This window comes from Stenotrophomonas sp. SbOxS2 (assembly GCF_013416715.1).
GTDB lineage: Bacteria > Pseudomonadota > Gammaproteobacteria > Xanthomonadales > Xanthomonadaceae > Stenotrophomonas > Stenotrophomonas lactitubi.
In genome coordinates, this window is record NZ_JAAVXD010000007.1 from 158,692 (window position 1) to 184,347 (window position 25,656).

Annotated in this window: 20 protein-coding genes; 12 read left to right on the forward strand and 8 right to left on the reverse strand. The window is 66.8% G+C overall.

From position 1 onward, the window contains the following. Positions 1-90 precede the first annotated feature (90 nt). The 5 genes from HFK18_RS15505 (at position 91) to HFK18_RS15525 (ending at position 7,431) form a co-directional block, all read left to right on the forward strand. On the forward strand, positions 91-1,140 hold the full coding sequence (locus tag HFK18_RS15505) for a LacI family DNA-binding transcriptional regulator (RefSeq protein ID WP_099818319.1): 1,050 nt from the start codon (positions 91-93) through the stop codon (positions 1,138-1,140). Positions 1,141-1,210: 70 nt separating this feature from the next. Then, positions 1,211-2,524 (forward strand): L-fucose:H+ symporter permease, encoded by a 1,314-nt coding sequence (fucP, locus tag HFK18_RS15510; RefSeq protein ID WP_180166939.1) that lies wholly within the window; start codon positions 1,211-1,213, stop codon positions 2,522-2,524. Positions 2,525-2,531: 7 nt separating this feature from the next. Further along, positions 2,532-3,527, forward strand: a complete 996-nt coding sequence (locus HFK18_RS15515; protein ID WP_100465219.1) for a carbohydrate kinase — start codon at positions 2,532-2,534, stop codon at positions 3,525-3,527. After that, positions 3,524-4,750, forward strand: coding sequence for an AGE family epimerase/isomerase (locus HFK18_RS15520; RefSeq protein ID WP_180166940.1), 1,227 nt, complete (start codon positions 3,524-3,526; stop codon positions 4,748-4,750). The genes HFK18_RS15515 and HFK18_RS15520 overlap by 4 nt, the downstream gene beginning before the upstream one ends. Positions 4,751-4,809: 59 nt before the next feature. After that, positions 4,810-7,431 carry a glycoside hydrolase family 2 protein gene (locus HFK18_RS15525; protein ID WP_180166941.1) on the forward strand — a complete coding sequence of 874 codons (2,622 nt, stop codon included), beginning with the start codon at positions 4,810-4,812 and terminating at the stop codon, positions 7,429-7,431. 129 nt (positions 7,432-7,560) lie between these two features. On the opposite strand, the gene mtnC is transcribed toward HFK18_RS15525, so the two are convergent. The 5 genes from mtnC to HFK18_RS15550 all read right to left on the reverse strand — a co-directional run bounded on the left by mtnC (position 7,561) and on the right by HFK18_RS15550 (position 13,103). Next, positions 7,561-8,256, reverse strand: a complete 696-nt coding sequence (mtnC, locus tag HFK18_RS15530) for an acireductone synthase (RefSeq protein ID WP_180166942.1) — start codon at positions 8,254-8,256, stop codon at positions 7,561-7,563. 3 nt (positions 8,257-8,259) lie between these two features. Then, on the reverse strand, positions 8,260-8,817 hold the full coding sequence (locus HFK18_RS15535; RefSeq protein ID WP_180166943.1) for an acireductone dioxygenase: 558 nt from the start codon (positions 8,815-8,817) through the stop codon (positions 8,260-8,262). A 92-nt stretch (positions 8,818-8,909) separates the two neighbouring features. Further along, positions 8,910-9,551 (reverse strand): methylthioribulose 1-phosphate dehydratase, encoded by a 642-nt coding sequence (locus HFK18_RS15540; protein ID WP_180166944.1) that lies wholly within the window; start codon positions 9,549-9,551, stop codon positions 8,910-8,912. Positions 9,552-10,102: 551 nt separating this feature from the next. Further along, on the reverse strand, positions 10,103-11,530 hold the full coding sequence (locus HFK18_RS15545) for an amino acid permease (protein WP_180166945.1): 1,428 nt from the start codon (positions 11,528-11,530) through the stop codon (positions 10,103-10,105). A 97-nt stretch (positions 11,531-11,627) separates the two neighbouring features. Continuing rightward, positions 11,628-13,103, reverse strand: a complete 1,476-nt coding sequence (locus tag HFK18_RS15550) for an amino acid permease (protein WP_180166946.1) — start codon at positions 13,101-13,103, stop codon at positions 11,628-11,630. Positions 13,104-13,279: 176 nt separating this feature from the next. Here HFK18_RS15550 and HFK18_RS15555 point away from each other — a divergent pair, with 176 nt between their 5' ends. After that, positions 13,280-13,849, forward strand: coding sequence for an NUDIX hydrolase (locus HFK18_RS15555; protein ID WP_180166947.1), 570 nt, complete (start codon positions 13,280-13,282; stop codon positions 13,847-13,849). Between the two features lie 154 nt (positions 13,850-14,003). Here the strand turns inward: HFK18_RS15555 and serA are convergent, their stop codons facing one another. Then, entirely contained in the window at positions 14,004-15,245 is a 1,242-nt protein-coding gene (serA, locus tag HFK18_RS15560) for a phosphoglycerate dehydrogenase (protein WP_089240876.1), read from the reverse strand. Positions 15,246-15,414: 169 nt separating this feature from the next. Between serA and HFK18_RS15565 the strand changes: the two genes are divergently transcribed. The 3 genes from HFK18_RS15565 to HFK18_RS15575 all read left to right on the forward strand — a co-directional run bounded on the left by HFK18_RS15565 (position 15,415) and on the right by HFK18_RS15575 (position 19,032). Next, positions 15,415-16,803, forward strand: a complete 1,389-nt coding sequence (locus tag HFK18_RS15565) for an FAD-binding oxidoreductase (RefSeq protein ID WP_100465227.1) — start codon at positions 15,415-15,417, stop codon at positions 16,801-16,803. A 62-nt stretch (positions 16,804-16,865) separates the two neighbouring features. Next, positions 16,866-17,165 (forward strand): DUF2388 domain-containing protein, encoded by a 300-nt coding sequence (locus HFK18_RS15570; RefSeq protein ID WP_180166948.1) that lies wholly within the window; start codon positions 16,866-16,868, stop codon positions 17,163-17,165. Positions 17,166-17,265: 100 nt separating this feature from the next. Then, complete coding sequence (locus HFK18_RS15575) at positions 17,266-19,032, forward strand: DUF4105 domain-containing protein (protein ID WP_343202968.1); 1,767 nt, start codon at positions 17,266-17,268, stop codon at positions 19,030-19,032. Here the strand turns inward: HFK18_RS15575 and HFK18_RS15580 are convergent. Continuing rightward, positions 19,010-20,077 carry an ATP-binding protein gene (locus HFK18_RS15580; protein ID WP_100465229.1) on the reverse strand — a complete coding sequence of 356 codons (1,068 nt, stop codon included), beginning with the start codon at positions 20,075-20,077 and terminating at the stop codon, positions 19,010-19,012. The two genes, HFK18_RS15575 and HFK18_RS15580, sit on opposite strands and share 23 nt — an antisense overlap. Beyond that, positions 20,077-20,793, reverse strand: a complete 717-nt coding sequence (locus HFK18_RS15585) for a response regulator (protein ID WP_089240884.1) — start codon at positions 20,791-20,793, stop codon at positions 20,077-20,079. Before HFK18_RS15585 ends, HFK18_RS15580 begins: the two co-directional genes overlap by 1 nt. Positions 20,794-20,923: 130 nt before the next feature. Here HFK18_RS15585 and HFK18_RS15590 point away from each other — a divergent pair, with 130 nt between their 5' ends. Genes HFK18_RS15590 through HFK18_RS15600 form a run of 3 tightly spaced genes read left to right on the forward strand, consistent with a single transcriptional unit; the run spans position 20,924 to position 25,631 of the window. Continuing rightward, the gene (locus HFK18_RS15590; protein ID WP_180166950.1) at positions 20,924-22,072 is read left to right on the forward strand and encodes an efflux RND transporter periplasmic adaptor subunit; all 1,149 of its coding nucleotides are present in this window, start codon (positions 20,924-20,926) and stop codon (positions 22,070-22,072) included. A 21-nt stretch (positions 22,073-22,093) separates the two neighbouring features. Continuing rightward, positions 22,094-25,258, forward strand: a complete 3,165-nt coding sequence (locus HFK18_RS15595; protein WP_180166951.1) for a multidrug efflux RND transporter permease subunit — start codon at positions 22,094-22,096, stop codon at positions 25,256-25,258. Beyond that, entirely contained in the window at positions 25,239-25,631 is a 393-nt protein-coding gene (locus HFK18_RS15600; RefSeq protein WP_180166952.1) for a nuclear transport factor 2 family protein, read from the forward strand. Before HFK18_RS15595 ends, HFK18_RS15600 begins: the two co-directional genes overlap by 20 nt. Positions 25,632-25,656: the final 25 nt, after the last annotated feature.

Genomic DNA, 25,656 nt, shown 5'->3' on the forward strand with positions numbered 1-25,656 from the left:
CTGTGCCGTTCGAGGCAACCCAGCGAACGGCACGGCACGACAGGGCCACGATCCATTAGGCTTGAGCATCCATCGGAGTGCGGGAAGACGATGAACGACAACGGCGACAGTTCCAGCAAGCGTTCTGGCAAGGCGGTGACGGTGACCGACATCGCCCGTGCCATCGGCGTCTCGCGCGCGACCGTGTCGCTGGTGCTGCGCGGCAGCCCGCTGGTCAACGTCGATACCCGTGCCCGGGTGGAGGCTGAGCTTCGCCGCCAGCGCTATGTCTACAACCGCGCGGCGGCGAACCTGCGGCGACGCACATCGTCCAGCATCGCGCTGGTCATCAACGATCTGTCCAACCCGTTCTTCGCCGAATTCGCTTCCGGTGTGGACGAAGCACTGGGCGGGCGTGGCTACGTGACCCTGCTCGGCAGTACCGGCGAGTCACCCGAGCGCCAGCAGGCGGTGCTGTCCACGCTGATGGAGCACACGCCTGCAGGCCTGATCCTGTCGCCGGCCGAAGGCAGCGATGCCGCGCTGCTGCGGCAGGCGCTGGGTGCCAATGCCAACGTACTGCTGTTCAACCGCGAGCTGGAAGGCGCCGAGTGGGACTTCCTGACCCTGGACAACCAGCATGGTGCTTACCTGGCCACCCGCCACCTGATCGAGCGCGGTCATCGCCAGATCGCGTTCTTCGGTGGCCACGCCGCATCGAGTTCCTGCCACCAGCGCCGCGCGGGTTTCCAGCAGGCACTGGCCGAAGCCGGTCTGGCGCTGCCGCCGGGCTGGATGATCGAATCGGCACCCAACCGCCTGGAAGCGGCCGCGCGTACCGACGAACTGTTCGTCGACGGCCATCGGCCGAGCGCGGCGGTCTGCTACAACGACACCGTCGCGCTGGGCCTGATGCTGGGCCTGAACTCGCGCGGCATCCGTCCCGGCGGTGATTTCGCGGTGACTGGTTTCGATGATATTTCCGAAGCGTCGGTCGCCGTGCCGCCGTTGACCACCTTGACCGCCGACCCGCGCGAGCGCGGCCGGCAGGCGGCATCCCTGCTGCTGCAACGACTGGAGGAACCGGATGCGCCCCCACGGCGCACGGTCGCCCCGGTACAGTTGCGCATCCGCGAAAGCAGTGCCGCACGTCCGAACTGATGCTCTGCTGCTGAACTGATTGCACCCTTCCACGCACCAACGACCTTTCGCGCATCGAGGCGCGTACCGCATGCCGATCTCCGCAACGCCCCGCCCATCCGGTTCCCCGGGCAACCAGCCTGCCGTCACCAACGGCAAGGCGCTGGCCGTGGTCACCACCATCTTCTTCATGTGGGGCTTCCTGACCTGCCTCAATGACATCCTGATTCCGCATCTGAAGGCGGTGTTCGAGCTGAACTACGCCAAGGCGATGCTGGTGCAGTTCACCTTCTTCGGCACCTACTTCCTGATGTCGCTGCCCGCAGGGCGGCTGGTGGCGGCGCTGGGCTACAAGAAGGGCATCGTGGCCGGCCTGGTGATCGCCGGCATCGGCGCGCTGGGTTTCTGGCCTGCGGCCGAGCTGCGCGTCTATGGCGCCTTCCTCGGTGCGTTGTTCGTGCTGGCCACCGGCATTACGGTGCTGCAGGTAGCAGCCAACCCGTATGTCGCGCTGCTTGGGCCGGAGCAGACCAGCTCCAGCCGCCTGACCCTGGCGCAGGCGCTGAATTCACTGGGCACGGCCATTGCGCCGATCTTCGGCGGCATGCTGATCCTGTCCAACACGGCCATGAGCGGCGAGCAGATTGCTGCACTGCCGGCCGCCGAGCAGCTGGCCTACCGTACCGCCGAGGCGCACGCGGTGCAGGGCCCCTACGTGGGCTTGGCGGTGGCGCTGGTGCTGCTGGCATTGTTCGTGTTCCTGTTCCGCCTGCCGGCGCTGAACGACACCACCGAGCAGGCTGACGAGGGTCATCAGCACAGCTACCTGGACGCGCTGCGCAAGCGCCATCTGCTGCTGGGCGTGCTCGGCATCTTCTTCTATGTCGGTGCTGAAGTATCGATCGGCAGCTTCCTGGTCAACTACCTGTCGATGCCCACCATCGGCGGCTTCAGCGAGCAGGAAGCCACCCACTATGTGTCGGCCTACTGGACGATGGCGATGATCGGCCGCTTCGCAGGTTCGGCGCTGCTGGCGCGCTTCTCGCCGAGCCGCCTGCTGGCGATCTTCGCGCTGGTCAATGTCGGCCTGCTGACACTGACCATGATGACCTCCGGCAATGTCGCGCTGTACTCGGTGGTGGCGATCGGCCTGTTCAACTCGATCATGTTCCCGACCATCTTCGCGCTCAGCATCGAGCGTCTGGGCCCGCTGACCAGCAAGGGTTCGAGCCTGCTGATCATGGCTATCGTCGGTGGCGCCGTGGTGCCTTACCTGCAGGGCGTCCTGGCCGACCACGTCGGCGTGCAGGCCAGCTTCATCCTGCCGCTGCTGTGCTACGGCTACATCATTTTCTACGGACTGGTCGGCGCCCGCGCGCCGGCTGCCGGCACGCAGGGAGGCTGAGTCGAAAATGGGTTCCATCGTCTGCTTCGGCGAAATTTTGATCGATCTACTAGCGCAGCCACCGGCCTCGGCCGATACACCGCGCGCGTTCCTGCAGTACGCCGGCGGTGCACCGGCCAACGTCGCGGTGGCCGCCGCACGGCTGGGCGCGAAGACCCAGTTCGTCGGCATGCTCGGCCGCGACATGTTCGGCGACTTCCTGGCGGAGAGCCTGAGCGAACACGGCGTCGGCACCGACTACATCGTGCGCACCGACGCGGCCAAGACCGCGCTGGCCTTCGTGGCGCTGGACGCGGGCGGCGAGCGCAGCTTCAGCTTCTACCGTCCGCCTGCCGCCGACCTGCTGTTCCGTGACAGCGACTTCCAGGCAGGCTGCTTCGATGGCGCGCAGTGCTTCCATGTCTGTTCCAACAGCCTGACCGAAGCGGACATCGCCGAAGCGACGTTCGCCGGCATGGACCGCGCACGCACGGCCGGTGCGGTGGTCAGCCTGGATCTCAACCTGCGTCCGGCGCTGTGGCCGGCCGATGTCGACCCGACGCCGCGGCTGTGGCAGGCGCTGGAACGCGCCGATCTGGTCAAGCTGTCGCGGGAAGAACTGGAGTACCTGGCAGCGCCGCTTGGCGATGACGGCGAGGCACTGGTGCTGCGGCGCCTGCTGGCTGCGCAGGCACGCTGGGTGATCATCACCGACGGCGCCGCCACGCTGCATTGGTACACCCGCGAAACGCAGGGCAAGGTCACCAGCTTCCGCGTGCCCACCGTGGACACCACTGCCGCCGGTGATGCCTTTGTTGGTGGCGTGCTGGTCGGCCTGCTGGAGCGGGGTGGGGCGGGTGCGGGCTTTGCCGCGTTCTGCCAGGACCCGCAGGCAATCGCCGCCACGCTGCGCTTCGGCGCTGCCGTTGGCGCACTGGCGGTGACCCGCAAGGGCGCGTTCGCTGCGATGCCCTCGTTCGATGAAGTGCAGCAGTTGCTGCAGGCACAGGATCTTCCCGCATGAGCACCTCGCCCGATTTCCGTTCTCCCGCTTTCCTGCGCGCGCACATCGCCGACACGATGGCGTTCTACCACCCGCGCTGCATCGATCCGAAGGGCGGTTTCTTCCACTACTTCCGTGACGACGGCAGCATCTACGATGCCAGCCATCGCCACCTGGTGAGCAGCACCCGTTTCGTCTTCAACTACGCCATGGCCTACCGCGAATTCGGCAATGCCGAGTATCGCGATGCAGTCGAGCACGGCGTGCGCTACCTGCGCGAGGTGCATCGCAATCCGGCCACCGGCGGCTACGCCTGGACCCTGCGCGAGGGCGTGGTCGAGGACGACATGAACCACTGCTACGGCGTGGCCTTCGTGCTGCTCGCCTACAGCTGTGCATTGAAGGCGGGTATCGAAGAAGCCCGCGCGTGGATGGACGAGACCTGGCAGCTGTTGGAAGCGCGCTTCTGGGAAGCCGAGCACGGCCTGTACCGGGACGAGGCCGACGGCCAGTGGAACTTCACCGGCTACCGTGGCCAGAACGCCAACATGCACATGTGCGAGGCGATGCTGGCTGCGTTCGAGGCCAGTGGCGAGCAGCGCTATGTCGAGCGCGCGCTGCAGCTGGCCGACAACATGACCCGCCGCCAGGCGGCCAAGGCCGGTGGGCTGGTCTGGGAGCACTACGACGTCAACTGGAACATCGACTGGGACTACAACCTGGACGATCCCAAGCATCTGTTCCGGCCATGGGGCTTCCAACCGGGGCACCAGACCGAGTGGGCCAAGCTGCTGCTGATCCTGGACCGCCACGTGCAGGCCGACTGGCTGCTGCCGACCGCGCAGCATCTGTTCGATGTGGCCGTGGAGCGCAGCTGGGACGAGGCGCGCGGCGGCCTGTACTACGGCTTCGCACCGGAGTCGCGGCGCCAGCCTGGCATGGACGGCGCGCCGATCGGCGGCGACAGCTTCGTCTGCGACGACGACAAGTACTTCTGGGTGCAGGCCGAGACCCTGGCCACCGCCGCACTGATGGCCGCGCGCACCGGCGATGAGCGCTATTGGCAGTGGTACGACCGTCTCTGGGCGTACTCATGGGAGCACTTCGTCGACCACCGGTACGGCGCGTGGTTCCGCATCCTCGACGCTGACAACCGCAAGTACAGCGACGAGAAGAGCCCGGCTGGCAAGGTCGATTACCACACCATGGGCGCCTGCTACGAAGTGCTGAACGTCGTTCGTTGAACATCGTCCGAATGCAGTAGTGCCAGGCCATGCCTGGCAAAAACAACAGGAGTCCGCACGTGCATCGCCTTCCCCTCGTTGTCCGTCTGCTCCTGCTGCTGATCGCGGCGACCGCATTCCCTGCAACCGCCGCCCCGCTGCAGGCGCAGTGGGAATTCCGCCTGCTGCCCGGCGACGCGCAGGGCGCGGCGCATCCGGGCCTGCAGCAGTGGCGCGCGGCCACGGTGCCGGGCAGCGTGCATACCGACCTGCTGGCGCACGAGCTGATCCGCGATCCGTACGTCGGCGCGCCCGAAGCCGAGCTGCAGTGGATCGGCCTGGCCGACTGGGAGTACCGCGCCCGTTTCGATGTGGACGCCGTCACCTTGGCCAGGCCCAACGCCGAGTTGCGCTTCGATGGCCTGGATACCTATGCCGAGGTGAAGCTCAACGGCAAGCCGCTGCTGCGTGCCGACAATGCCCACCGCACCTGGCGCGCCCGCGTCGAAGGTCGCCTGCGAGCGAAGGGCAATGAGCTGCAGATCGTGTTCCGTTCGCCGATCCGCACGCTGCTGCCGGGCGTGCAGGCGATGCCGCACAAAATCGCAGGCAATTATCCTTCGCCGTACGGCGATGAGCCCAAGGACGCGATGGTCGGCAACTTTGCGCGCAAGCCGGCCTACCACTTCGGCTGGGACTGGGGGCCGCGCTACGTGACGGCTGGGGTCTGGCGCGGCGTTGACCTGCAGGCATGGGGCGCGCATCGGTTGACCGACCTGGCCGTACGCACCGATGCGCTTGATGCAGGCAAGGCCAGGCTGGCCGTGGTGCTGCAGATGGAGCAGGGCGCGGTCGCCGGTCCGGTGGCGGTAGACGTTGAGGTGCGTGATCCCGATGGCCGCAGCGTTGCACGGGTGCAGCGCACGGTCGAGCTGAAGCCCGGCCAGAACAGCGTGGAGGTGCCGGTTGAACTGGCCAAGCCGCGGCGCTGGTGGCCGGTCGGTCATGGTGCGCAGGACCGCTACACCGTAATGGCCTCGCTCGACGGTGGCGCCGATTCCACGTTGAAGCGTGAGCAGCGCATTGGCCTGCGCACGGTCGAGCTGCGCCGCGAGCAGGACGACAAGGCAGGGCAGGGCTTCGCCTTCGTGATCAATGGTGTGCCGATCTTCGCCAAGGGCGCGAACGCGATCCCGTTCGATGCCTTCCCTGCGCGTGTTGATGCTGCGCGACTGCGCCAGGTACTGGTCGCCGCGCGCGATGCCAACATGAACATGCTGCGCAACTGGGGTGGTGGTTACTACGAAGACGATGCGTTCTTCGATATCGCCGACGAACTGGGCCTGCTGGTCTGGCAGGACTTCATGTTTGGCGGTGGCATGCAGCCGGGTTACGACCCGGCATTCCGCGCCAGCGTGGTCGCCGAGGCGCGCGACAACGTGCGCCGGCTGCGGCACCATCCCAGCATCGTGCTGTGGTGTGGCAACAACGAAGAAGAAACAGCATGGAAGGATTGGGGCCACGGCCGCGACCTGAAGGCCGCTGATCCGGCGTTTGCAGCGAAGGTCTGGCAGGGCTACGTCGATCTGTTCGGCAACGACCTGCGCCAGGTGGTGAGCGAAGACGGGCTGGGCGTGCCGTACTGGTCCAGTTCGCCCAGCAATGATCTGGACGAGAAAGCCAACGACTCCGCCCGCGGTGACAAGCACTACTGGCAGGTGTGGGGCAATCCAGCGTTGCCGGTGCAGGCCTATCTGCGCGAGACCCCGCGCTTCATGTCCGAGTACGGCCTGCAGGCCTGGCCTGCGGTGGCAACGGTGGACCAGATCGCTACTCGTGCGGAGCAGCGCATCGACAGTCCGGTGATCCGTGCGCACCAGAAATTCATGGCCGGCGAGGGCAATACGCGCCTGCTGCACTACATCGCGCTGGGCTACGGCACGCCGAAGGACTTCGAGGACTTCGTCTATCTGAGCCAGGTGATGCAGGCCGATGGCATCGCCCTGGCGGCGCTGCATCATCGCGCTTCGCGACCGTACACGATGGGCTCGCTTTACTGGCAGCTCAACGACGTCTGGCCGGGTGCCTCGTGGTCGAGCGTTGACTACTTCGGCCGCTGGAAGGCGCTGCACTTTGCCGCGCGCCGCTTCTTCGCGCCGGTCACCGTGGCGGCGCTGCGCGATGAGGGCAGGACGCGCGTGCGCCTGATCAACGACCAGGCCGCGCCGTTGGATGCACGGTGGCGCCTGCGGGTGATGGACGTGGAAGGCAAGGTGCTGCGTCGGCGCGAGCAGGCGGTGACGCTGGTCGCTGCCGGGGTGACCGATATCGGCAATTACGTGGATGCCGAACTGCTGGCCGGCGCCGATCCGGCGCGGACGGTGGCGGTGTTCGAGCTGCTGCAGGACGGCAGGGTGACGGCGCGGCAGGTCGTCGGATTCGTCGAAGCCAAGGACCAGGTGCTGCCACGGCAGCAGCTGAAATCAGCGCTGGCGATCGACGGTGACCACTACCGCCTGCGGCTGCAGAGCGCAGCACTGGTGCGCGCGGCCTGGATCGATTTCGGCGCGCTGGACGTGCAGGTGGAAGACAACCTGCTGGACCTGCTGCCGGGCGAAACCCGCGACATCGCCGTGCGTGGCCCGGTGGATCTGACTGCGCTGCGTGAGGCGTTGAAGGTGCGCACCCTCAACGATCGTTGAGGGTGGCTGAACCACGGTCTGGTAGGTGTCAACCTTGGTTGACACATCGGCCGTATGCCAACCAAGGTTGGCATCTACCAAGAGCGGTACCCGGTAGCCGATGCCGCAGAGCCCATCGGCGGGCCGCGCTTACAGCTGGATCTGCTGGAAGTTCTCGACGCGGTCATGGCCGTTGGCGGCTGCGCCGATGCGCGGCATCGGGTAGTCGTCCAGGCGATCGATCAGACGCGTCTGCAGGCCGGCTTCGCGGGCGGCGTCCAGTTCCTCGACCACATCGGACAGGAACAGGATCTCGCCAGCGGGAACGCCGATGGCCTGCGCGATATGGCGATAGCTGTCGGCCTCGCGCTTGCCACCAACTTCGGTATCGAACCAACCCGACACCAGCGGACTGAGGTCACCGGCATCGCTGAACCCGAAGAACAGCTTCTGCGCCGGCACCGAACCGGAGGAATACACGTACAGCGGCAGGCCCGAGGCGTGCCAGCCCTTCAGCACCGGCGCCACTTCCGGGTAGAAGTGCGCGGTGTAGTCGCCACGACGGTAGCCCGCATCCCAGATCAACCCCTGCAGGGCCTTCAGTGCGGTGTGCTTGCGGTCCTGGTCGATCCAGCCCTGCAGCGTCTCGGCCACCAGGCTGTCCTGGCAGGCGCCGCCGATCTCGCTGGCGACGGCGTCCAGCCAGCGACGCACCTCTGGCTGCTGGCCATGTTCGGCGACGAAGCCGGGCAGCGCCTGGCGTGCGTACGGAAACAGCACGTTCTTGACGAACGAGATGCTGCTGGTGGTGCCTTCGATGTCGGTCAGGATGACGCGGGGCTGCATTGATCAGGACGCCTGGGTCGGAATGTAACGGGGGAATTTCTGCGCGATGTCGGTGCCGGTGAAGTGACCGACCCAGCCATCCGGCTCGGTGAAGAAGCGGATCGCCACGAAGCTGGGCTCATCGCCCATGTCGAACCAGTGGGTGGTGCCGTCGGGCACGGCGATCAGGTCATCCTTCACGCACTCGATCTCATAGACCTTGTCGCCCACGTGCAGGGTGAACAGGCCGGAGCCAGCAACGAAGAAGCGCACTTCGTCTTCCTTGTGGAAGTGTTCGTCGAGGAACTTCTTCCTCAGCTCGGCGCGGTTCGGGTTGTCGGGCGCGATCGAGGCCACGTCCACGCTCTTGAAGCCGCGCTCGGCGACCAGGCGGTCGATGTCGGCGCGGTAGGCAGCAAACACCTCGTCCTGGCTTGCGCCCGGGGCGACCGGCGCGGTGGCCTGCCAGCGTTCAAAGGTGACGCCGATCTTCTGCAGTTCGGCAGCGATGACCGCGCCGTCCTGGGTATCCAGCAGCGGCGATTCGGGATGGGTGTCGTCGTAGATGCGCAGTCGGCTCATGGCGGCAGCTTGAACGTCTCGGGGGGAGGACAGGGTAGCAGGGTGGCAACGATGGCCAGATTCCAGAATGGCATCTGGCCTTACTGGAAACGTCAGCGGCGCAGCTTGCGCAGCTCCAGCTCGCAGTGCAGCAGGAACTCGAATGCTTCCATGTGCCGGCGCGCTTCGGCCATGTCGCGACCCCAGGCGTACAGGCCGTGGCCGTCGATCAGGTAGCCCCAGAGTGTCTGCGTGTCGAGCAGGGCGTCGACCTGGGCCGACAGCACGTCCATGTCCTGGGTGTTGGCGAACACCGGGATGTCGATGGCCATCTCGTGGGTGCTGTTGCCGGCGAAGGCCTTCAACAGTTCGTAGCCTTCCACCCGGATATGGCCCTGCGGCGCATACAGTCGCGAGGCGATGGTCTGCACCGGCGAATGGGTATGCAGCACGCAGCCGATCTCCGGGAAACGGCGATACAGCTGGGTATGCAGCAGGGTTTCGGCGGACGGGCGCAGCGGGCGGCCGACGGCCTTGCCATCGAAGTCCACCACCATGATGTCGTCTTCGATCAGCCGGCCCTTGTCCTTGCCGGACACGGTGATCGCGGCGTGGCGGTCATCCAGGCGGTGGGAGAAGTTGCTGCTGGTGGCCGGGGTCCAGCCGGCCTGGGCCAGTTCGCGGACGTTGTCGATCAGCAGCTGGGCCAGTTCGCTCAGGCGCGCGGTGTCGTAGGGGAAGGTGGGGCTGTTCATGGGGGCGATTTTACTGGATTCGGCCAACGGCTGAGCCCCTCGTGGCTGGTCGAGTAGAGCGGTTCATGGGGTGGGCGGGGCAGGTGGGCCGTGCAGGGGACGCTGCAAGTACGTCCCTGTAAGCTCGATGGCGCCATCCATGGCGCCAACGCCCCTGCACGGCCCACCCGCCCCACCCCTGACAGGTTCCTGCGGGCGGCCAGCCACGGAGTGAAGAAGGAAAAGCGAAAAGCGGGTCGCTTCGCTGCGCTTGCTCGGAGCGGAGCATGGCTCCGCTCTACAGCAGATTCGTCCCCGAACATTCATTTCCCGGAACGTTTCATCCACGCATGGCGTGGATCTACCGGACGGGGCAGGAGACTGTCGAAGGCGGGGAGGGGTGAGATTGCGGGGGCGTGAGCCGCATGGATGCGGCGACCGAGCTTACAGGGACGTACTTGCAGCGTCCCCCGCAATCTCACCCCTCCCCGCCAAACCCTCAGACCCGCCGGTGCCGTTGCTCTGGCTTCAAAGGCGGGTGCAGGGCCGCAGGCCCTGCAATGCAAAAAACCTCACTTCCCCCGCAGGCGGCTGTGCTTGAACCCGTAGAAGAAGTAGATCACGAAGCCGACAAACGTCCACACGCCCATCAGCATCCAGTTGTGCAGCGTCATCGCCGACAGCAGTGCGAGGCAGCTCAGTACGCCCAGGCTGCAGATCAACCACGCGCCGGGAATGCGGAACGGCCGCGGCAGGTCCGGCTGGGTGCGGCGCAGGATCAGCACGCCCGCACATACGGCCGCGAAGGCGATCAACGTGCCCATCGAGGTCAGTTCACCGAGGATGTCCAGCGGGAACAGCGCCGCCAGCAGGGCGATGCCGATGCCGGTGATCACCGTGTTGATATGCGGCGTGCGGTACTTCGGATGGATCTTGGTGAACACCGGCGGCAGCAGGCCGTCACGCCCCATGATCATGAAGATGCGCGGCTGGCCGATGATCATCACCAGCACCACCGAGGACAGGCCGATCAACGCACCGATCTCCACCACCACCCGCAACCAGCCCAGCTGCGGGTGCGCGGCCACGGCGGTGACCACTGGCTCGTCGGTGCCCAGCAGCTGGTAGGGCACCAGGCCGGTCATGACCGCAGCCATCGCGATGTACAGCACCGTGCAGATCACCAGCGACAGCATCATGCCGATCGGCATGTCGCGCTGCGGCTTGTGTGATTCCTGCGCGGCCACCGATACGGCTTCGAAGCCGATATAGGCGAAGAACACCATCGCAGCGCCGCGCAGCACGCCTTCCATGCCGTACTTTCCGGGGCCTTCGTTGGCGGGAATGAACGGGGTCCAGTTGCTGGTGTCCACGTACTTCCAGCCGACCACGATCACCAGCACGATCAGGCCGGTCTTGAGGATGACCATGGCCATGTTCATCGCCGACGACTTGCTGATGCCGACGTAGCACAGCCAGGTCAGCAGCAGCACCAGGATCGCGGCGGGGATGTTGGCGATGGCACCGGTCGGGCGCAGCTGCGCGTCCAACGGGGCGCTGACCAACGCAGCGGGTAGATGGATGTCGAAATGGCTGAGCAGGCTGAGGAAATAGCCGGTCCAGCTGACCGCCACGGCCGAGGCGGAGACGCCGTACTCGAGCACCAGCATCCAGCCGATGAACCAGGCCGAGAGCTCGCCGAAGGTGGCGTAGGTATAGGTATAGGCGCTGCCGGAGACCGGCACCATCGCCGCGAACTCGGCATAGGCCAGGGCGCAGAAGGCGCAGCAGATCGCGGCCAGCACGAACGACAGCATGATGGCCGGGCCGGCGTGGTTGGCGGCAGCCTGGCCGGTGATGACGAAGATGCCGCCGCCGATCACCGCACCGATGCCGAGTGCGGTCAGGCCCCAGGGGCCGAGGTGGCGACGCAGGCTCAGGCCGTTGGCGTCTTCGTGGGCGGCGTGCGGGTGCTTGGTGGCCCACAGTTGCTTGAACATGTGTGGTGGTCTTGTGCGGTGCGCCCCGTGAACGGGCGCGGGCGGAAATGCTTGCGGATATCGACGGGCCGGCGCAGGAGCCGGCCCGTCGGGAGGATCAGGGCGACTTGGCCAGCTTGCTGTGGCGCATGCCGTAGCCGAAGTAGATCAGCAGGCCCAGCACGGTCCAGCCCACGAACAGGTGCCAGTGCACCACGAACGCCTGCCAGAACAGGAACAGGCACGACAGCGCGCCCAGCGGGCAGATCACCCACACCAGCGGCACGCGGAACGGGCGGTGCAGCTCCGGGCGGGTGTAGCGCAGGATCAGCACGCCCACGCAGACCGTGGCGAAGGCCAGCAGGGTACCCATCGACACCAGCTCGCCGAGCACGTTCAGCGGCACCAGGCCGGCCAGCGAGGCGGCGATCACGCCGACCACGATCGTGGCCCAGTACGGCGTGCGAAAGCGCTTGTGGACCTTGCCGAATACCTTCGGCAGCAGGCCATCGCGCGAGATGGTGTAGGCGATGCGGGTCTGGCCCATCATCATCACCAGCACCACCGAGGACAGGCCGGCGATCGCGCCGATTTCCACGGCGGTCTTCAGCCAGGACAGGCTCGGGTAGGCTTCCAGTGCGGTGGCCACCGGCTTGTCGGTGCCCAGCAGGTGGTACGGCAGCATGCCGGTCAGCACCGCGCAGACGATGATGTAGACGATGGTGCAGACCGCCAGCGAGCCGAGCAGGCCGATCGGCATGTTGCGCTGCGGGTCCTTGGTTTCACCGGCAGCGGTGGAGACCGCATCGAAGCCGATGTAGGCGAAGAACACGATGGTGGCCGCGCGGAACACGCCGCTCCAGCCGAACTCGCCGGACACGCCGGTGTTTTCCGGGATGAACGGGTGCCAGTTGGCCGGGTCCACGTGGGCCGCACCGATACCCACGAACAGGCAGATCACGAACACCTTGATGGCCACAATGATCGCGTTGACGAACGCGGACTGGGTCACGCCCACGTACAGCAGGCCGGTCACCGCCGCCACGATCAGTACCGCCGGCAGGTTGAACAGCTTGCCGGAGGCGGCGAACTCGTGCCCGTTCCAGGCGATCGGCGCCGCACTCAGCGCGTCCGGGAACGGCATGTGCAGCGTGGTGGTGATGAAGCTGATCAGGTACGCCGACCAGCCCACCGCGACCGAGGCCGAGGCGAACAGGTACTCCAGCACCAGGCACCAGCCGATGAACCAGGCCATGCCCTCGCCGAGGGTGGCGTAGGAGTAGGAGTAGGCGCTGCCGGAGACCGGCATCATCGCGGCGAACTCGGCGTAGCACAGGCCCGCCAGCGCGCAGGCAATGCCGGCGAACACGAACGACAGCATCACCGCCGGACCGGCGTGGTTGGCCGCGGCCTGGCCGGTGAGCACGAAAATACCTGCGCCGATCACCGCACCAATGCCAAGCATGATGAGGTGTTTCGCCGTGAGGGTCCGTTTCAACGTGGCTTCGCCGTCCAGGCTGCCTTCGATGGGTTCGCCGGCATCGACGTGCCCGGCCGGTTCGACCGGCTTGACCCTCAACAGAGCTTTCAGCATGCAGTACTTCCTGATGATCGGATTGGGAGGGCTGCCGGTACATTGCCGGCGGCCCGAATGGTGAAGGCCGCGCAAACGGCCCGCTGTACCTTAGCCAATGCTGAAGGCACCGCACAAGCGCAAACGCAACAATGAGCGGCGATAATGGCCGGTATTTTTCCGGGCACCCCGCATTCATGAGCGAAACCACCGAATCCCTTGCCGTGCTTGACGATCGCCTGCGCCGCCTGCTGCATGACTATGCGCGCAAAGAACCCGCCCACGACGCCTTGGCTGCCGAATTCGGCACATTGATCGACGATGCTGAGGATGCCTTCCGCCGCGAGCGGCTGGCAGGCCATTTCACCGCCAGCTGCTGGCTGGTCAGCGCCGATGGCCAGCGCCTGCTGCTGACCCACCATCGCAAGCTGCAGCGCTGGCTGCAGCTGGGCGGCCACGCCGACGGCGACCGCGACCTGGCCCGGGTGGCGCTGAAGGAGGCCGAAGAGGAGTCTGGCCTGACCGGGCTGGTGCTGGACGATCCGGCGATCTTCGACCTGGACAAGCATTGGATTCCGGAACGCAAAGACGTGCCGGGGCACTGGCACTACGACGTGCGTTTCGTGATCCGTGCGCTGGGCGGCGAGGATTTCGTGCTCAGCGAAGAGTCGCTGGAGCTGGCCTGGCGGCCGGTGGCCGAGGTCGCCCGCGATCCGCAGTCGGACGAATCAATGCAGCGCATGGCGCGCCGGTGGCTGGCACGCTGAAAAAATACATCCACGCATGGCGTGGATCTACTGGCATTGCGACCATCTGGATACGGCGTGGATCTACTGGGCGCTCGATCTCTTGGTAGATCCACGCCATGCGTGGATGGCGTGGTGCCGGATGCATTCCGCCGGGCATGGCCCGGCGCTACCATCAATACAGAATGCGCGTGCGCAACGTGCCCGGAATCGCCGCCAGTTCGTCACGCACCGCGCTGGCCTGTTCCTCGCTGGCGGTGATGTCGATCACCACGTAACCCACCTTCGGGTCGGTGCGCAGGAACTGGCCGTCGATGTTGACGTTGTGTCGCGAGAAGATCTCGTTGACCTTGGACAGCACGCCCGGCACGTTCTGGTGGATGTGCAGCAGGCGCAGGCTGTCGGCGTGCTCGGGCAGGGTCACTTCCGGGAAGTTGACCGCCGACAGGGTGCTGCCGTTGTCGCTGTAGCGCACCAGCTTGGCGGCCACTTCGATGCCGATGTTGTCCTGCGCTTCCAGCGTGCTGCCGCCGACGTGCGGGGTCAGGATTACGTTGTCGTGGCGGGTCAACGGCGATTCGAAGATATCGCCGTTGCCCTTCGGCTCGACCGGGAACACGTCCAGCGCCGCGCCACCGATGTGGCCGCTGGCCAGCGCAGCATCCAGCGCATCGATGTCGACCACGGTGCCGCGGGCAGCGTTGATCAGATGCGCGCCACGGCGCATCTTCGCCAGCTCGGTGCTGCCGATCATCCACTGCGTGGACGGCGTCTCCGGCACGTGCAGGGTGACGATGTCGGCGCGCGCCAGCAGGTCATCCAGGCTGGCCGCGGCACGGGCATTGCCCAGCGACAGCTTGGTTTCCACGTCGTGGAAGATCACCTGCATGCCCAGCGATTCGGCCAGTACGCCCACCTGGGTGCCGATATGCCCGTAGCCGATGATGCCCAGCACCTTGCCGCGCACCTCGTGGCTGCCGCTGGCCGACTTCGACCAGCCGCCGCGATGGCACTCGGCGTTCTTCTGCGGGATGCCACGGGTCAACATGATCGCTTCGGCGATCACCAGCTCGGCGACGCTGCGGGTGTTGGAGTAGGGCGCGTTGAATACCGGTATGCCGGCCAGCTCGGCCGCATCCAGGTCGACCTGGTTGGTGCCGATGCAGAAGCAGCCGACCGCGATCAGGCGCTTGGCCTCGGCCAGCACCTCGGCGCTGAGCTGGGTGCGCGAACGGATGCCGACGATGTGCGCCTCGGCAATGCGCGCCTTCAGCTCGTCCTCGGGCAGTGCCTTGGTGTGCGCTTCGATCTGGCTGTAGCCGGCGGCGCTGAACACCTCTACGGCGGTCTGGCTGACCCCCTCCAACAACAGTACGCGGATATCCTGCTTCGGGAACGAGGTCTTCTTCGGCGACATGGGGCGGCACGGCCAGTGGGACAGGGGCTGACCACTATGCCAGATCGCAACGCCCATGGTGCAGTGCGCAATTGGTTGCAACTGCAGCTATTGAAGGCGCTGCGGGGCTGGACGCTGGCCCCCGCCGCTGGCACGCTTGCCCGTTCTTCACGCCCCGCGCTGGACCGTCATGACCGATTCCCGCATCGCCTCGTTGCAGCAGGCCTGTCCCGGCCTGAAGCTGAAGACCGACCCTGCCGACCTTGAGCATTACGGGCGCGACTGGACCCGGCGCTGGACGCCGGCGCCGCTGGCGATCGCATTGCCGGCCACGGTGGAAGAAGTGCAGGCGGTGATGCGCTGGAGCGCGGCCGAAGGCGTGGCGGTGGTTCCGTCCGGTGGTCGCACCGGCCTGTCCGGCGGCGCGGTGGCGGCCCATGGCGAGCTGGTGCTGAGCCTGGAGCGGATGAACAAGGCGCTGGACTACGACGCCGTCGACCGCACCCTGGTGGTGCAGGCCGGCATGCCGCTGGAGGCGCTGCACAACGCCGCGCTGGAGCACGGCCTGATCTACCCGGTGGATTTCGCCGCGCGCGGTTCCTGTTCGATCGGCGGCAACATCGCCACCAATGCCGGTGGCATCCGGGTGATCCGTTACGGCAATACCCGCGAATGGATCGCCGGACTGAAGGTGGTCACTGCCACGGGCGAGCTGCTCGAGCTCAACAAGGGCCTGATCAAGAACTCCAGCGGCTACGACTTCCGCCAGCTGCTGATCGGCTCGGAAGGCACGCTGGGCGTGATCGTCGAGGCCACGGTGAAACTCACCGACCCGCCGCCGGCCAGCAACGTGATGCTGCTGGCGCTGCCCAGCTTCGACGTGCTGATGCAGGTGTTCGCCGCCTTCCGCGCGCGACTGCAGCTGCAGGCCTTCGAATTCTTCACCGACCGTGCGCTGGAGCACGTGCTGTCCCACGGCGCGCAGGCACCGTTCGATGAAGTACATCCCTATTACGTGGTGACCGAATTCGCTGCCGGTGATGAAGCGCAGGAAGCTGCGGCAATGGCCGCCTTCGAAGACTGCATGGGCAATGGCTGGGTCAGCGACGGGGTGATCAGTGCCAGCGATGCCCAGGCAGCGCAGCTGTGGCGCCTGCGCGAGGGCATCACCGAGGCGCTGGCGCGTTACAAGCCCTACAAGAACGATGTCTCGGTGCGGATCTCGTCGATGCCCGCGTTCCTGGCCGAGACCCAGGCGCTGATCGGCGACGCCTACCCGCATTTCGACGTGGTCTGGTTCGGCCATATCGGTGACGGCAACCTGCACATCAACGTGCTCAAGCCGGATGACACCAGCGATGCCGACTTCGTGACCCAGTGCGAGCACGTGACCAAGCTGCTGGCGCAGGTGCTGGCGCGCTTCAATGGCAGCATTTCGGCCGAGCACGGTATCGGCCTGGTCAAGAAGGGCTACCTGGACAGCACCCGTGGCCCGGCCGAGATCGGGCTGATGAAGGCGGTCAAGCGCGCGTTCGATCCCGAAGGGCGGCTGAATCCTGGCAAATTGTTCGACCTTTGACACGGGCAAAGACTTCACCCAGCCGTTACGCTCCACCCACCCAATCAACGAACTCCCTGACCATGATCCGTCCGCTTCTGCTGCTTGCCCTGTTGTCCCTGCCGCTGGCCGGCTTCGCTTCGAGCTTTGCCGGCACCTCGGCCGGGTCGGCGACGGGCGCCTCTTCGGGTTCCTCGGGCAGCAGCTCGGGCGATGACAAGGTGGTGCTGGCCGCACGCGATGATGCGGCGGCTTTTGTCGCCAGCGATGGCCAGATCCGTGGTGCACGCCTGCAGGCGGCACTGGTGCACCTGCGCGAGCACGATGCAGCTGCACAGCAACAGAGCGACCTGCAGCTGGCGCGCGCGCTTCTGGCGCGTTGATCCAGGCGGCATGACCTCCGCGTCATCGCTTTTCGTAGAGCCGAGCCATGCGCGGCTGAATCCCAAGCGCAGACGGGCGATCACAGCAGCCACGCAAGGCGTGGCTCTACTGCTGGCCGCTCACGTCGCGCATGCGGCTGAGCGCCTGCAGCTGGACCCGACCGGGCTGAGCCCGGCGCAGCAGCAGATGGCGACGCAGACACTGCGTGATGTGCAGTCGCTGCTGCCCGACGGCCTGTTGCGTGCATTGCCCGCGCAGGTGCAGGTCGGCTGGCGTGACGATCTGCCCGCGAACGTGCATGGCCGTGCCTTCGCCGGGCGCATCGCGCTGCGCCGCGACCTGCTGGATGACGATGTGGCCGGTGCCCGTCGTGCCCGCCGCAGCGCGCTGGTGCACGAACTGACCCATGTTGCTGACCGCAACAGTGCGCACTGGTCGCGCAGCGCCCGCTGGCGTGACCTTGCAGGTTGGCAGCGCAAACCCTGGCACCTGGGCCGTGGCGACAACGCATTCCGTGACCGCAGCCCGGATGCCTATGAACTGACCGACCCGGCCGAGTACCTGGCGGTGAACGCCGAACACTTCGTGCTCGATGCAGAGTTCGCGTGTCGGCGCCCGGCGCTGGCGCAATGGTATCGCGCACACTTGGGTACGCCGCCATCGTTGCCTGCGCCGCACTGCGCGGGCACCGTTCCGTTGCTGCAGGCCGACGCGGAAGAGGGCGCCGCTTCGCTGCTGGCACTGGACCCGGCCCGCGTCTACGCCGTGGACTATCTGTTCGCCGAAGGCAGTGCGCAGCCGATGAGTCGCTGGGGCCACAGCATGCTGCGGCTGGTGATCTGCCGTCCCGGCCGCGCGCCGGGACCGGACTGCAGGCTAGACCTGGAGCATCACCGGGTGTTGTCCTTCCGCGCCTTCGTCGGCGACGTGCAGATTTCCAACTGGCGCGGCCTGACCGGTGGCTATCCTTCGCGCCTGTTCGTGCTGCCGCTGCAGCAGGTGGTGGACGAATACACCAAGGTCGAACTGCGCGGACTGGCCTCGCTGCCGCTGCAGCTGGACCGCAGCGAGATCGCCAGCCTGCTCGAGCGTACTGCACAGGTGCACTGGAGCTATGACGGCCGCTATTACTTCGTCAGCAACAACTGCGCGGTGGAGACGGCGAAGCTGCTGCAGGCAGGCGTTCCGCGTCTGGGCGAAGCCGGCCTGGCCCAGCTGAGCCCGCGCGGGTTGCGGCGCCGGCTGGCACGGCTGCATGCCCTGGACGAGCAGGTGCTGGCCGATCCCGCGCAGGCCCAGGCGCAGGGTTACTACTTTGCGTCTGCGCGCGATCACTACCAGCAATTGTTCTCGGTTGCCGCAGCGCAGATGGCGTTGCCGGCGCGCGATGTGCGCGCATGGCTGGCGCTGCCGGCGCAACAGCGGGCGCCGTGGTTGCTGCGCGGTGATGTGCGTGCCAGCGCCGGCCTGCTGTTGTTGGAACAGGCGGCGCAGCGGCGCGCGGAACTACGGTCACGCGATGCACTGAAGCGACGGTTGCTGGCTGACCCGGACAGCAGCGCCACCCGTTCACTGCGCACTTTGCTGGAACAGAGCGGGCAGTGGTTGCGCCCGGGCCAGTTGCTGGCCGACGCCGGCTACGGCCTGCCGCAGGCGGAAGAACAGGCAGAGGTGGCACGCGCAGTGGCCGTCGCCAGCGCACAGGCCGTACCCGCCTGGCAGGCACTGCGCGTGCAGCTGCGCGCGCAGTTGCCGCCATCGCAGCGACATGAGCTGGATGACATCGACAACAATCTCGCTGCGTTGGGCGCGCGCGTGCGTGAACAGGCCGCCGAAGTTCCGCCTACTGGCGCGGCAGCTCGATGACGAAACGACTGCCGCCGGCCGTGCCGGGAGTGCAGTAGACCTGGCCGCCGTGCGCATCGGCGATGGCCTTGACCACAGCGAGGCCGAGGCCACTGCCACCGCCCAGGCGCGATCGTGAGCCGTCGCCGCGCATGAACGGATTGAAGATGTCCGCGTGCAGGGCCGGGTCGATACCCGGGCCTTCGTCCTCGATCGCCACCTGCACGTGGGCCACGGTGTCATGCACGGCGATGCGTACTTTGCCCGGGTTGGCATAGCGGCGCGCGTTCTCCAGCAAGGCCAGCAGCGCCTGCCGCAACCGCGTCGGGTCGCAATGGGCGGGGTGCTCTTCGCGGCTGGTTTCCAGCTCCAGCACGAAGCCGGCACTGCGGAAAGCGGGATCGACCAGGGTCATCACCGAATGCACTTCGGCCACCACATCGGTGCGGGCGCGGCGCACATCAAGGCGGGCATTGTCGGCCAGGCTCAGCACCCGCAGGTCCTCGATCAGCCGTGACAGGCCCTCGACCTGCGCCAGCAGGCTGCGGAACTGCGACTCATCGGGCTGGAACACGCCTTCGGCCAGGCCCTGCAGGCGGCCGCGCAGGATCGTCACCGGCGTGCGCAGTTCGTGGGCGATGGCCGCGTGCCACATCACCCGTTCGCTTTCCATGTGCTGCAGGCGGCGCGCCATCGCGTTGAAGTCGTCCACCAGCGCTGCGACCTCGCCGGGGGAGTTGGCCTCGGCCGTGGCGCGCGCGCCGAGATCGCCGCCCGCCAGCGCACGTACGCTGTCCACCAGTGAATTGAGCGGCGACAGGATGCGATGGGCCAGGCGGAACGAGGCGGCGATCGCCAGCGCCAGTCCGGTCAGGATCACCCCGACCATCCACGCCAGCTCGGGTCCAGTCGGCAGCCAGCCTTCCGGCTCTTCGGCGCTGGCCGGGAAGAACTCGATCAGTACCGCATACAGCAGCCACGAAGAGAGGATCACCATCACGATGACGCCGACGACCATCAGCGACATAGACACGATGATGTGCCGGCTGAGCCCGGAGCGGCGCATCAGCGGTCGGCCATCAGTCGGTAGCCGACACCGCGCACGCTGGCCGGAATCTGGGTGAGGCCCACTTCGTCCAGTTTGCGCCGCAGTTTGCTGACATGGCTGTCCACGGTGCGTTCCAGCGCTTCGCTTTCCGGCAGGCATTCGTGCATCAGCTCGCTGCGACTGAAGATCCGTGACGGCGCCAATGCCATGCAATGCAGCAGCTTGAACTCGGTCAGGGTCAGCAGCAGCTCGTGACTGTAGCCGTCGCCTTCGACATGCACCGCGTGGGTGGCGGTGTCTATCAGTAACGGGCCGACGCGCAGGGCACTGGGCGCATCCGCCCGCGAACTGCGCAGCGTACGCCGCAGTACTGCGCGAACGCGCGCCGCCACCTCGGCGGGATTGAACGGTTTGACCACATAGTCATCGGCGCCCATCCGCAGTGCGGTCAGCTTGTCCAGATCCTGGTCCAGCGCGGTCAGCATGATGACCGGCGTTTCGCCGCGCTGGCGCAGCTGGGTGAGCACGCTCCAGCCATCCAGCCGCGGCAGCTGCACGTCCAGCAGTACAAGGTCCGGGCGCATGCTGCGATGCATGTCCAGGGCAATCTGGCCATCGGCCGCACGCAGGGTACGCAGGCCCTCGCGTTCAAGGTAGGCGGCAAGGATGTCGGCGATCTCGGCTTCGTCCTCGACGATCAGGACCAGCGCCGCGAGGGCAGGGGAGGCATGCATGGCAAGGCGAGGCCGGAAGGTGCTTGCCCTCCATCGTATCTCCACAGTTCCTCCATCGAAACCCCATCATCGCCACGCACACTGCGCGCTTCATGATTCGTCAGCCGCGTCTGCGGCACTGTGCACAGCAATGAGAACCTTCAGGACTCCGGTCGCGCTGGTCGCGGCCTTCGCCTTGGCCATGACGGCCTGCTCCCGCCCCGAACCCACCGTCGAAGCGGTGCCGCGTGTCAGCGTCGTTACCGTCGGCCCGCAGGTGGTGCAGCGCGATGATGAACTGCCCGGTCGGGTGGCGGCGGTGCGCACCGCGCAGATCCGTGCGCAGGTCGGCGGCATCGTGCAGCGCCGGATGTTCGAGCAGGGTGCGGAGGTGCATGCCGGGCAGCCGCTGTTCCAGATCGACCCGGCGGCATTCCGCGCCGACGTCGATTCGGCGCTGGCGGCCCTGCAGCGCAGCGAGGCCGCCCTCGGCCGCAGCCGTGTGCAGTCACAGCGGCTGCAGGCGCTGGCCGCCGCGCAGGCGGTCAGCCAGCAGCATCGCGATGATGCCAGCGCCGAGCACGAGCAGGCCCGCGCAGCGGTCAACGAGGCACGCGCGATCCTGGCGCGACGCCAGCTCGACCTGCGCTACGCGACGGTCAGTGCACCGATCGATGGCCGCATCGACCAGGCATTGGTGACCGAAGGCGCGCTGGTCGGCGTCGCCGATGCCGAGCCGATGGCGGTGGTGCAGCAGATCGATCAGGTCTACGTGGACGTGCGCCAGCCGGCATCGCAACTGCAGTCCCTGCGGCGTGGCGCGGTGGACGGCGAGCTGCCGGTGACGATCATCGGCGCGGCGGGTTCGCCGCTGCCCGAGCGCGGCCGGTTGTTGTTCTCCGGTGTCAACGTCGATGCACGCACCGGCGATGTGATCCTGCGCATCCTGGTCGACAACCCTGAGCGGCAGCTGTTGCCGGGCATGTACGTGCGTGCCCGGGTGCCACGCGGTGCGCCGGCCAGCGCGCTGCTGCTGCCACAGCAGGCGGTGCTGCGCAGCGCCGGTGGCCAGGCCTATGCCTGGGTCATCGCCGCCGATGGCAAAGCAGTGATCCGCACGCTGGAGGTGGACGGCAGCGTCAACCGGCAATGGCTGGTGCGGCATGGCCTGAAGGCGGGCGAGAAGGTCGTGGTGGAAGGCCAGGAGCGCTTGCAGGAAGGCGTGCTGGTCGATCCGCGCGACTGGCAGGTGCCGGTCGCCAGCGCAAGCGCAACGCCGACATCCGCAAGCCAGGGCTGAGCCCTTCCAGGAACCTACGACATGGCTCGTTTCTTCATCGATCGCCCGGTATTTGCCTGGGTGCTGGCGATCTTCGTCATCCTGGCCGGCGTGCTGGCCATTCCGCGGCTGGCGGTCGAGCGCTATCCGGCGGTCGCGCCGCCCAGCGTCAGCATCTATGCCAGCTATCCCGGCGCCAGCCCGCAGACGTTGAATGACGCGGTGGTCGGCCTGATCGAGCGTGAGCTGTCCAGCGTCAAGCATCTGCTGTACTTCGAATCGTCGGTGGACACCTCCGGCGAAGCGTCGATCACCGCCACCTTCAAGCCCGGCACCGATCCCGAGCTGGCACAGGTGGACGTGCAGAACCGGATCAAGGCGATCGAGCCACGCCTGCCACGCAGCGTGCGCCAGAACGGACTGTTCGTGGAGGCTGCCGACTCGGGGTTCCTGATGCTGGTGGGCCTGCGCTCACCCGATGGCAGTGTCAGCGAAGCGGCGCTGGGCGATTTCATGGCGCGCAACATCATCGAGGAGCTGCGGCGCATCGACGGCGTCGGCCGCGTGCAGTTGTTCGGTGCCGAACAGGCGATGCGGATCTGGCTGGACCCGACCCGCCTGACCGGCTACGGCCTGACCATGGGCGATGTGGCCAGCGCGATCGAGCAGCAGAACCTGGAAATCTCGCCGGGCCGCATCGGCGATTCGCCCGGTGTTCCCGGCCAGCGCATCACCGTGCCCTTGAGTGCCGAAGGCCAGCTGTCCACGCCCGAGCAGTTTGCAGCGATCGTGCTGCGCGCCGGTGCCGATGGTTCGCGGGTGCTGCTGGGTGACGTCGCCCGGGTCGAACTGGGTGCGCAGAGCTATGCCTGGGGCACGCGCGAAGATGGCTACCCGGCGACGGCGGCCGGTGTGCAGCTGCGCCCCGGTGCGAATGCGGTGCGTACCGCCACGGCTGTGCGCGAGCGCATGGCCGACCTGCAGCCGCTGCTGCCGCAGGGCGTTGAATCCAGCATTCCGTTCGATACCGCGCCCTTCGTCAAGGTATCGATCCAGAAGGTGCTGCAGACCCTGGTCGAGGCGATGCTGTTGGTTTTCGCAGTGATGTACCTGTTCCTGCAGAACTGGCGCTACACGCTGATCCCCGCCCTGGTCGCGCCGATCGCGCTGCTGGGCACCTTCGCGGTGATGCTGGCGCTGGGTTTCTCGATCAACGTATTGACCATGTTCGGCATGGTGCTGGCGATCGGCATCATTGTTGACGACGCGATCGTGGTGGTCGAGGGCGTGGAGCGGATCATGGCCGAAGAGGGCCTGCCGCCGCGCGAGGCCACGATCAAGGCGATGCGTGAGCTGACCGGTGCGGTGATCGGCATCACCCTGGTGCTGACGGCGGTGTTCATCCCGATGGCGTTGGCCAGTGGCTCGGTGGGTGCGATCTACCGCCAGTTCAGCGTGGCGATGTCGGTGTCCATCCTGTTCTCGGCACTGCTGGCGCTTAGCCTGACCCCGGCGCTCTGCGCGACGCTGCTGCGCCAGGGCACGCGTGGCCACCATGGCCGCGGCGGCGTGTTCGGTGCGTTCAACCGTGGCTTCGAGCGGATGACCGGGCGTTACCAGCAGGGCGTGGCGGCGGTCCTTCGGCGCAGTGGCCGGGTGATGGGCCTGTTCGCTGCCTTGCTGGTGGCACTGCTGATCGGCCTGCATTGGTTGCCGGGCGCGTTCCTGCCGGAAGAGGACCAGGGCTATTTCATGACCTCCATCCAGCTGCCGGCCGAAGCAACCGCCGAACGCACGCTGGCGGTGGTCGAGGCCTACGAACTGCATGTCGCCTCGCGGCCGGCGATCGCGTCCAACCAGGCCATCCTCGGCTACAGTTTCTCCGGCTCGGGCCCGAGCGCGGCGCTGACCTACACCATGTTGAAGGACTGGGGTGAGCGCGGCGGCAGCACCGCAGCGGATGAGGTGAGGGCGGCGCAGCAGGCCGTGGCGACGGTGCCGGAAGGCGAGGTGATGAGCGTGATGCCGCCGGCCATCGACAGCCTTGGTCGTTCATCCGGCTTCTCGTTGGCACTGCAGGCGCGTACCGGCCAGGGCCAGGCCGAGCTGCGCGCCGCCCTGCAGCAGCTGCTGAAACTGGCGGAAGCCAGTCCGTTGCTGGCGGAGGTGCATGCCGATGGACTGCCTGCGGGCAGCAACGTGCGGCTGGACATCGATCGCGCCAAGGCCGAAGCGATGGGCGTTGCATTCACCGATATCAGTGCAACGCTGTCGGCGGCGATGGGCTCGCAGTACGTCAACGATTTTCCCAATCGCGGGCGCATGCAGCAGGTCATCGTTCAGGCCGATGCCCCACACCGGATGGAGCTGGAGGACGTGCTGAAGCTGTATGTCCGCAACAGCGAAGGCGGCATGGTGGCGTTGTCCGAGCTGGTCACCGCGCATTGGACCGAGGCGCCGCTGCAGCTGCAGCGTTACCTGGGGTTCCCGGCATTGAACCTGTCCGGCGCACCCGCCAGCGGGGTGTCCACCGGCCAGGCCATGATCGAGATGGAGCGCCTTGCACAGCAGCTGCCCGCGGGCTTTGCCCTGCAGTGGACCAGCCAGTCGCTGCAGGAGCGCGAGTCCGGCGCGCAGGCGCCGTGGTTGCTGCTGCTGTCGATGCTGGTGGTGTTCCTGGTGCTGGCGGCGCTGTACGAGAGCTGGTCGATTCCACTGGCGGTGATGCTGGTGGTGCCGTTGGGCCTGCTCGGCGCCGTTGCTGCAGTGCTGCTGCGCGGGATGCCCAATGATGTGTTCTTCAAGGTCGGCATGATCACGGTGATCGGGCTTTCGGCGAAGAATGCGATCCTGATCGTCGAGTTCGCCCGCCAGCTGCAACAGCAGGGACGCGGCCTGGTCGAGGCGACCATCGAAGCGGCACGCCTGCGGCTGCGGCCGATCGTCATGACCTCGCTGGCGTTCGCGCTGGGCGTGGTGCCGCTGATGCTGGCGCAGGGTGCTTCAAAGGAAACGCAACAGGCCATCGGTACCGGCGTGTTCGGCGGCATGGTCAGTGCGACCGTGCTGGCCGTGTTCTTCGTGCCGGTGTTCTATGTGGTGGTGCAGGGCGCGCAGCATTGGCTTGCGCAGCGCCTGCGCCGACGCCGGCCGACGCCGGGAGGAAGCGTGGATGGAAAGCAGGTGGATGGAAAGCAGGAGCCCTGAGGGCCTGTACGAGGCGCAGCTGCGCGTGTTGGAGCAGCAGCTGCGGGATGCGCTGCTGGACGGCGACCATGGCGCAGCCACTGCGCTGCTGTCACCGGTGCTGTTCATGATGGACGGACAGGGCGGTCGGATGCTCGACCTGCCCTGGCTGCGGGACTGGCGGCAAGGACGCCTGCAGATTCTTGCGCTGCAGGTGCATGCAGTTGAAACGTTGCTGTGTGGACGCCTGGCGTTGTTGTCCGGCGATGTTCAGCTGCATGTGCACTGGCTGGGACGCGAACACGTGCAGCGCTTTCGCCTGTTGCGCGTCTGGACAAGCGCTTCCAGTGCCAGCGGCGCGCAGCTGCTGTCGATGGCGGTGCTGACAGGCTGAACACGGTCATGCAGCTTTCAGGCCC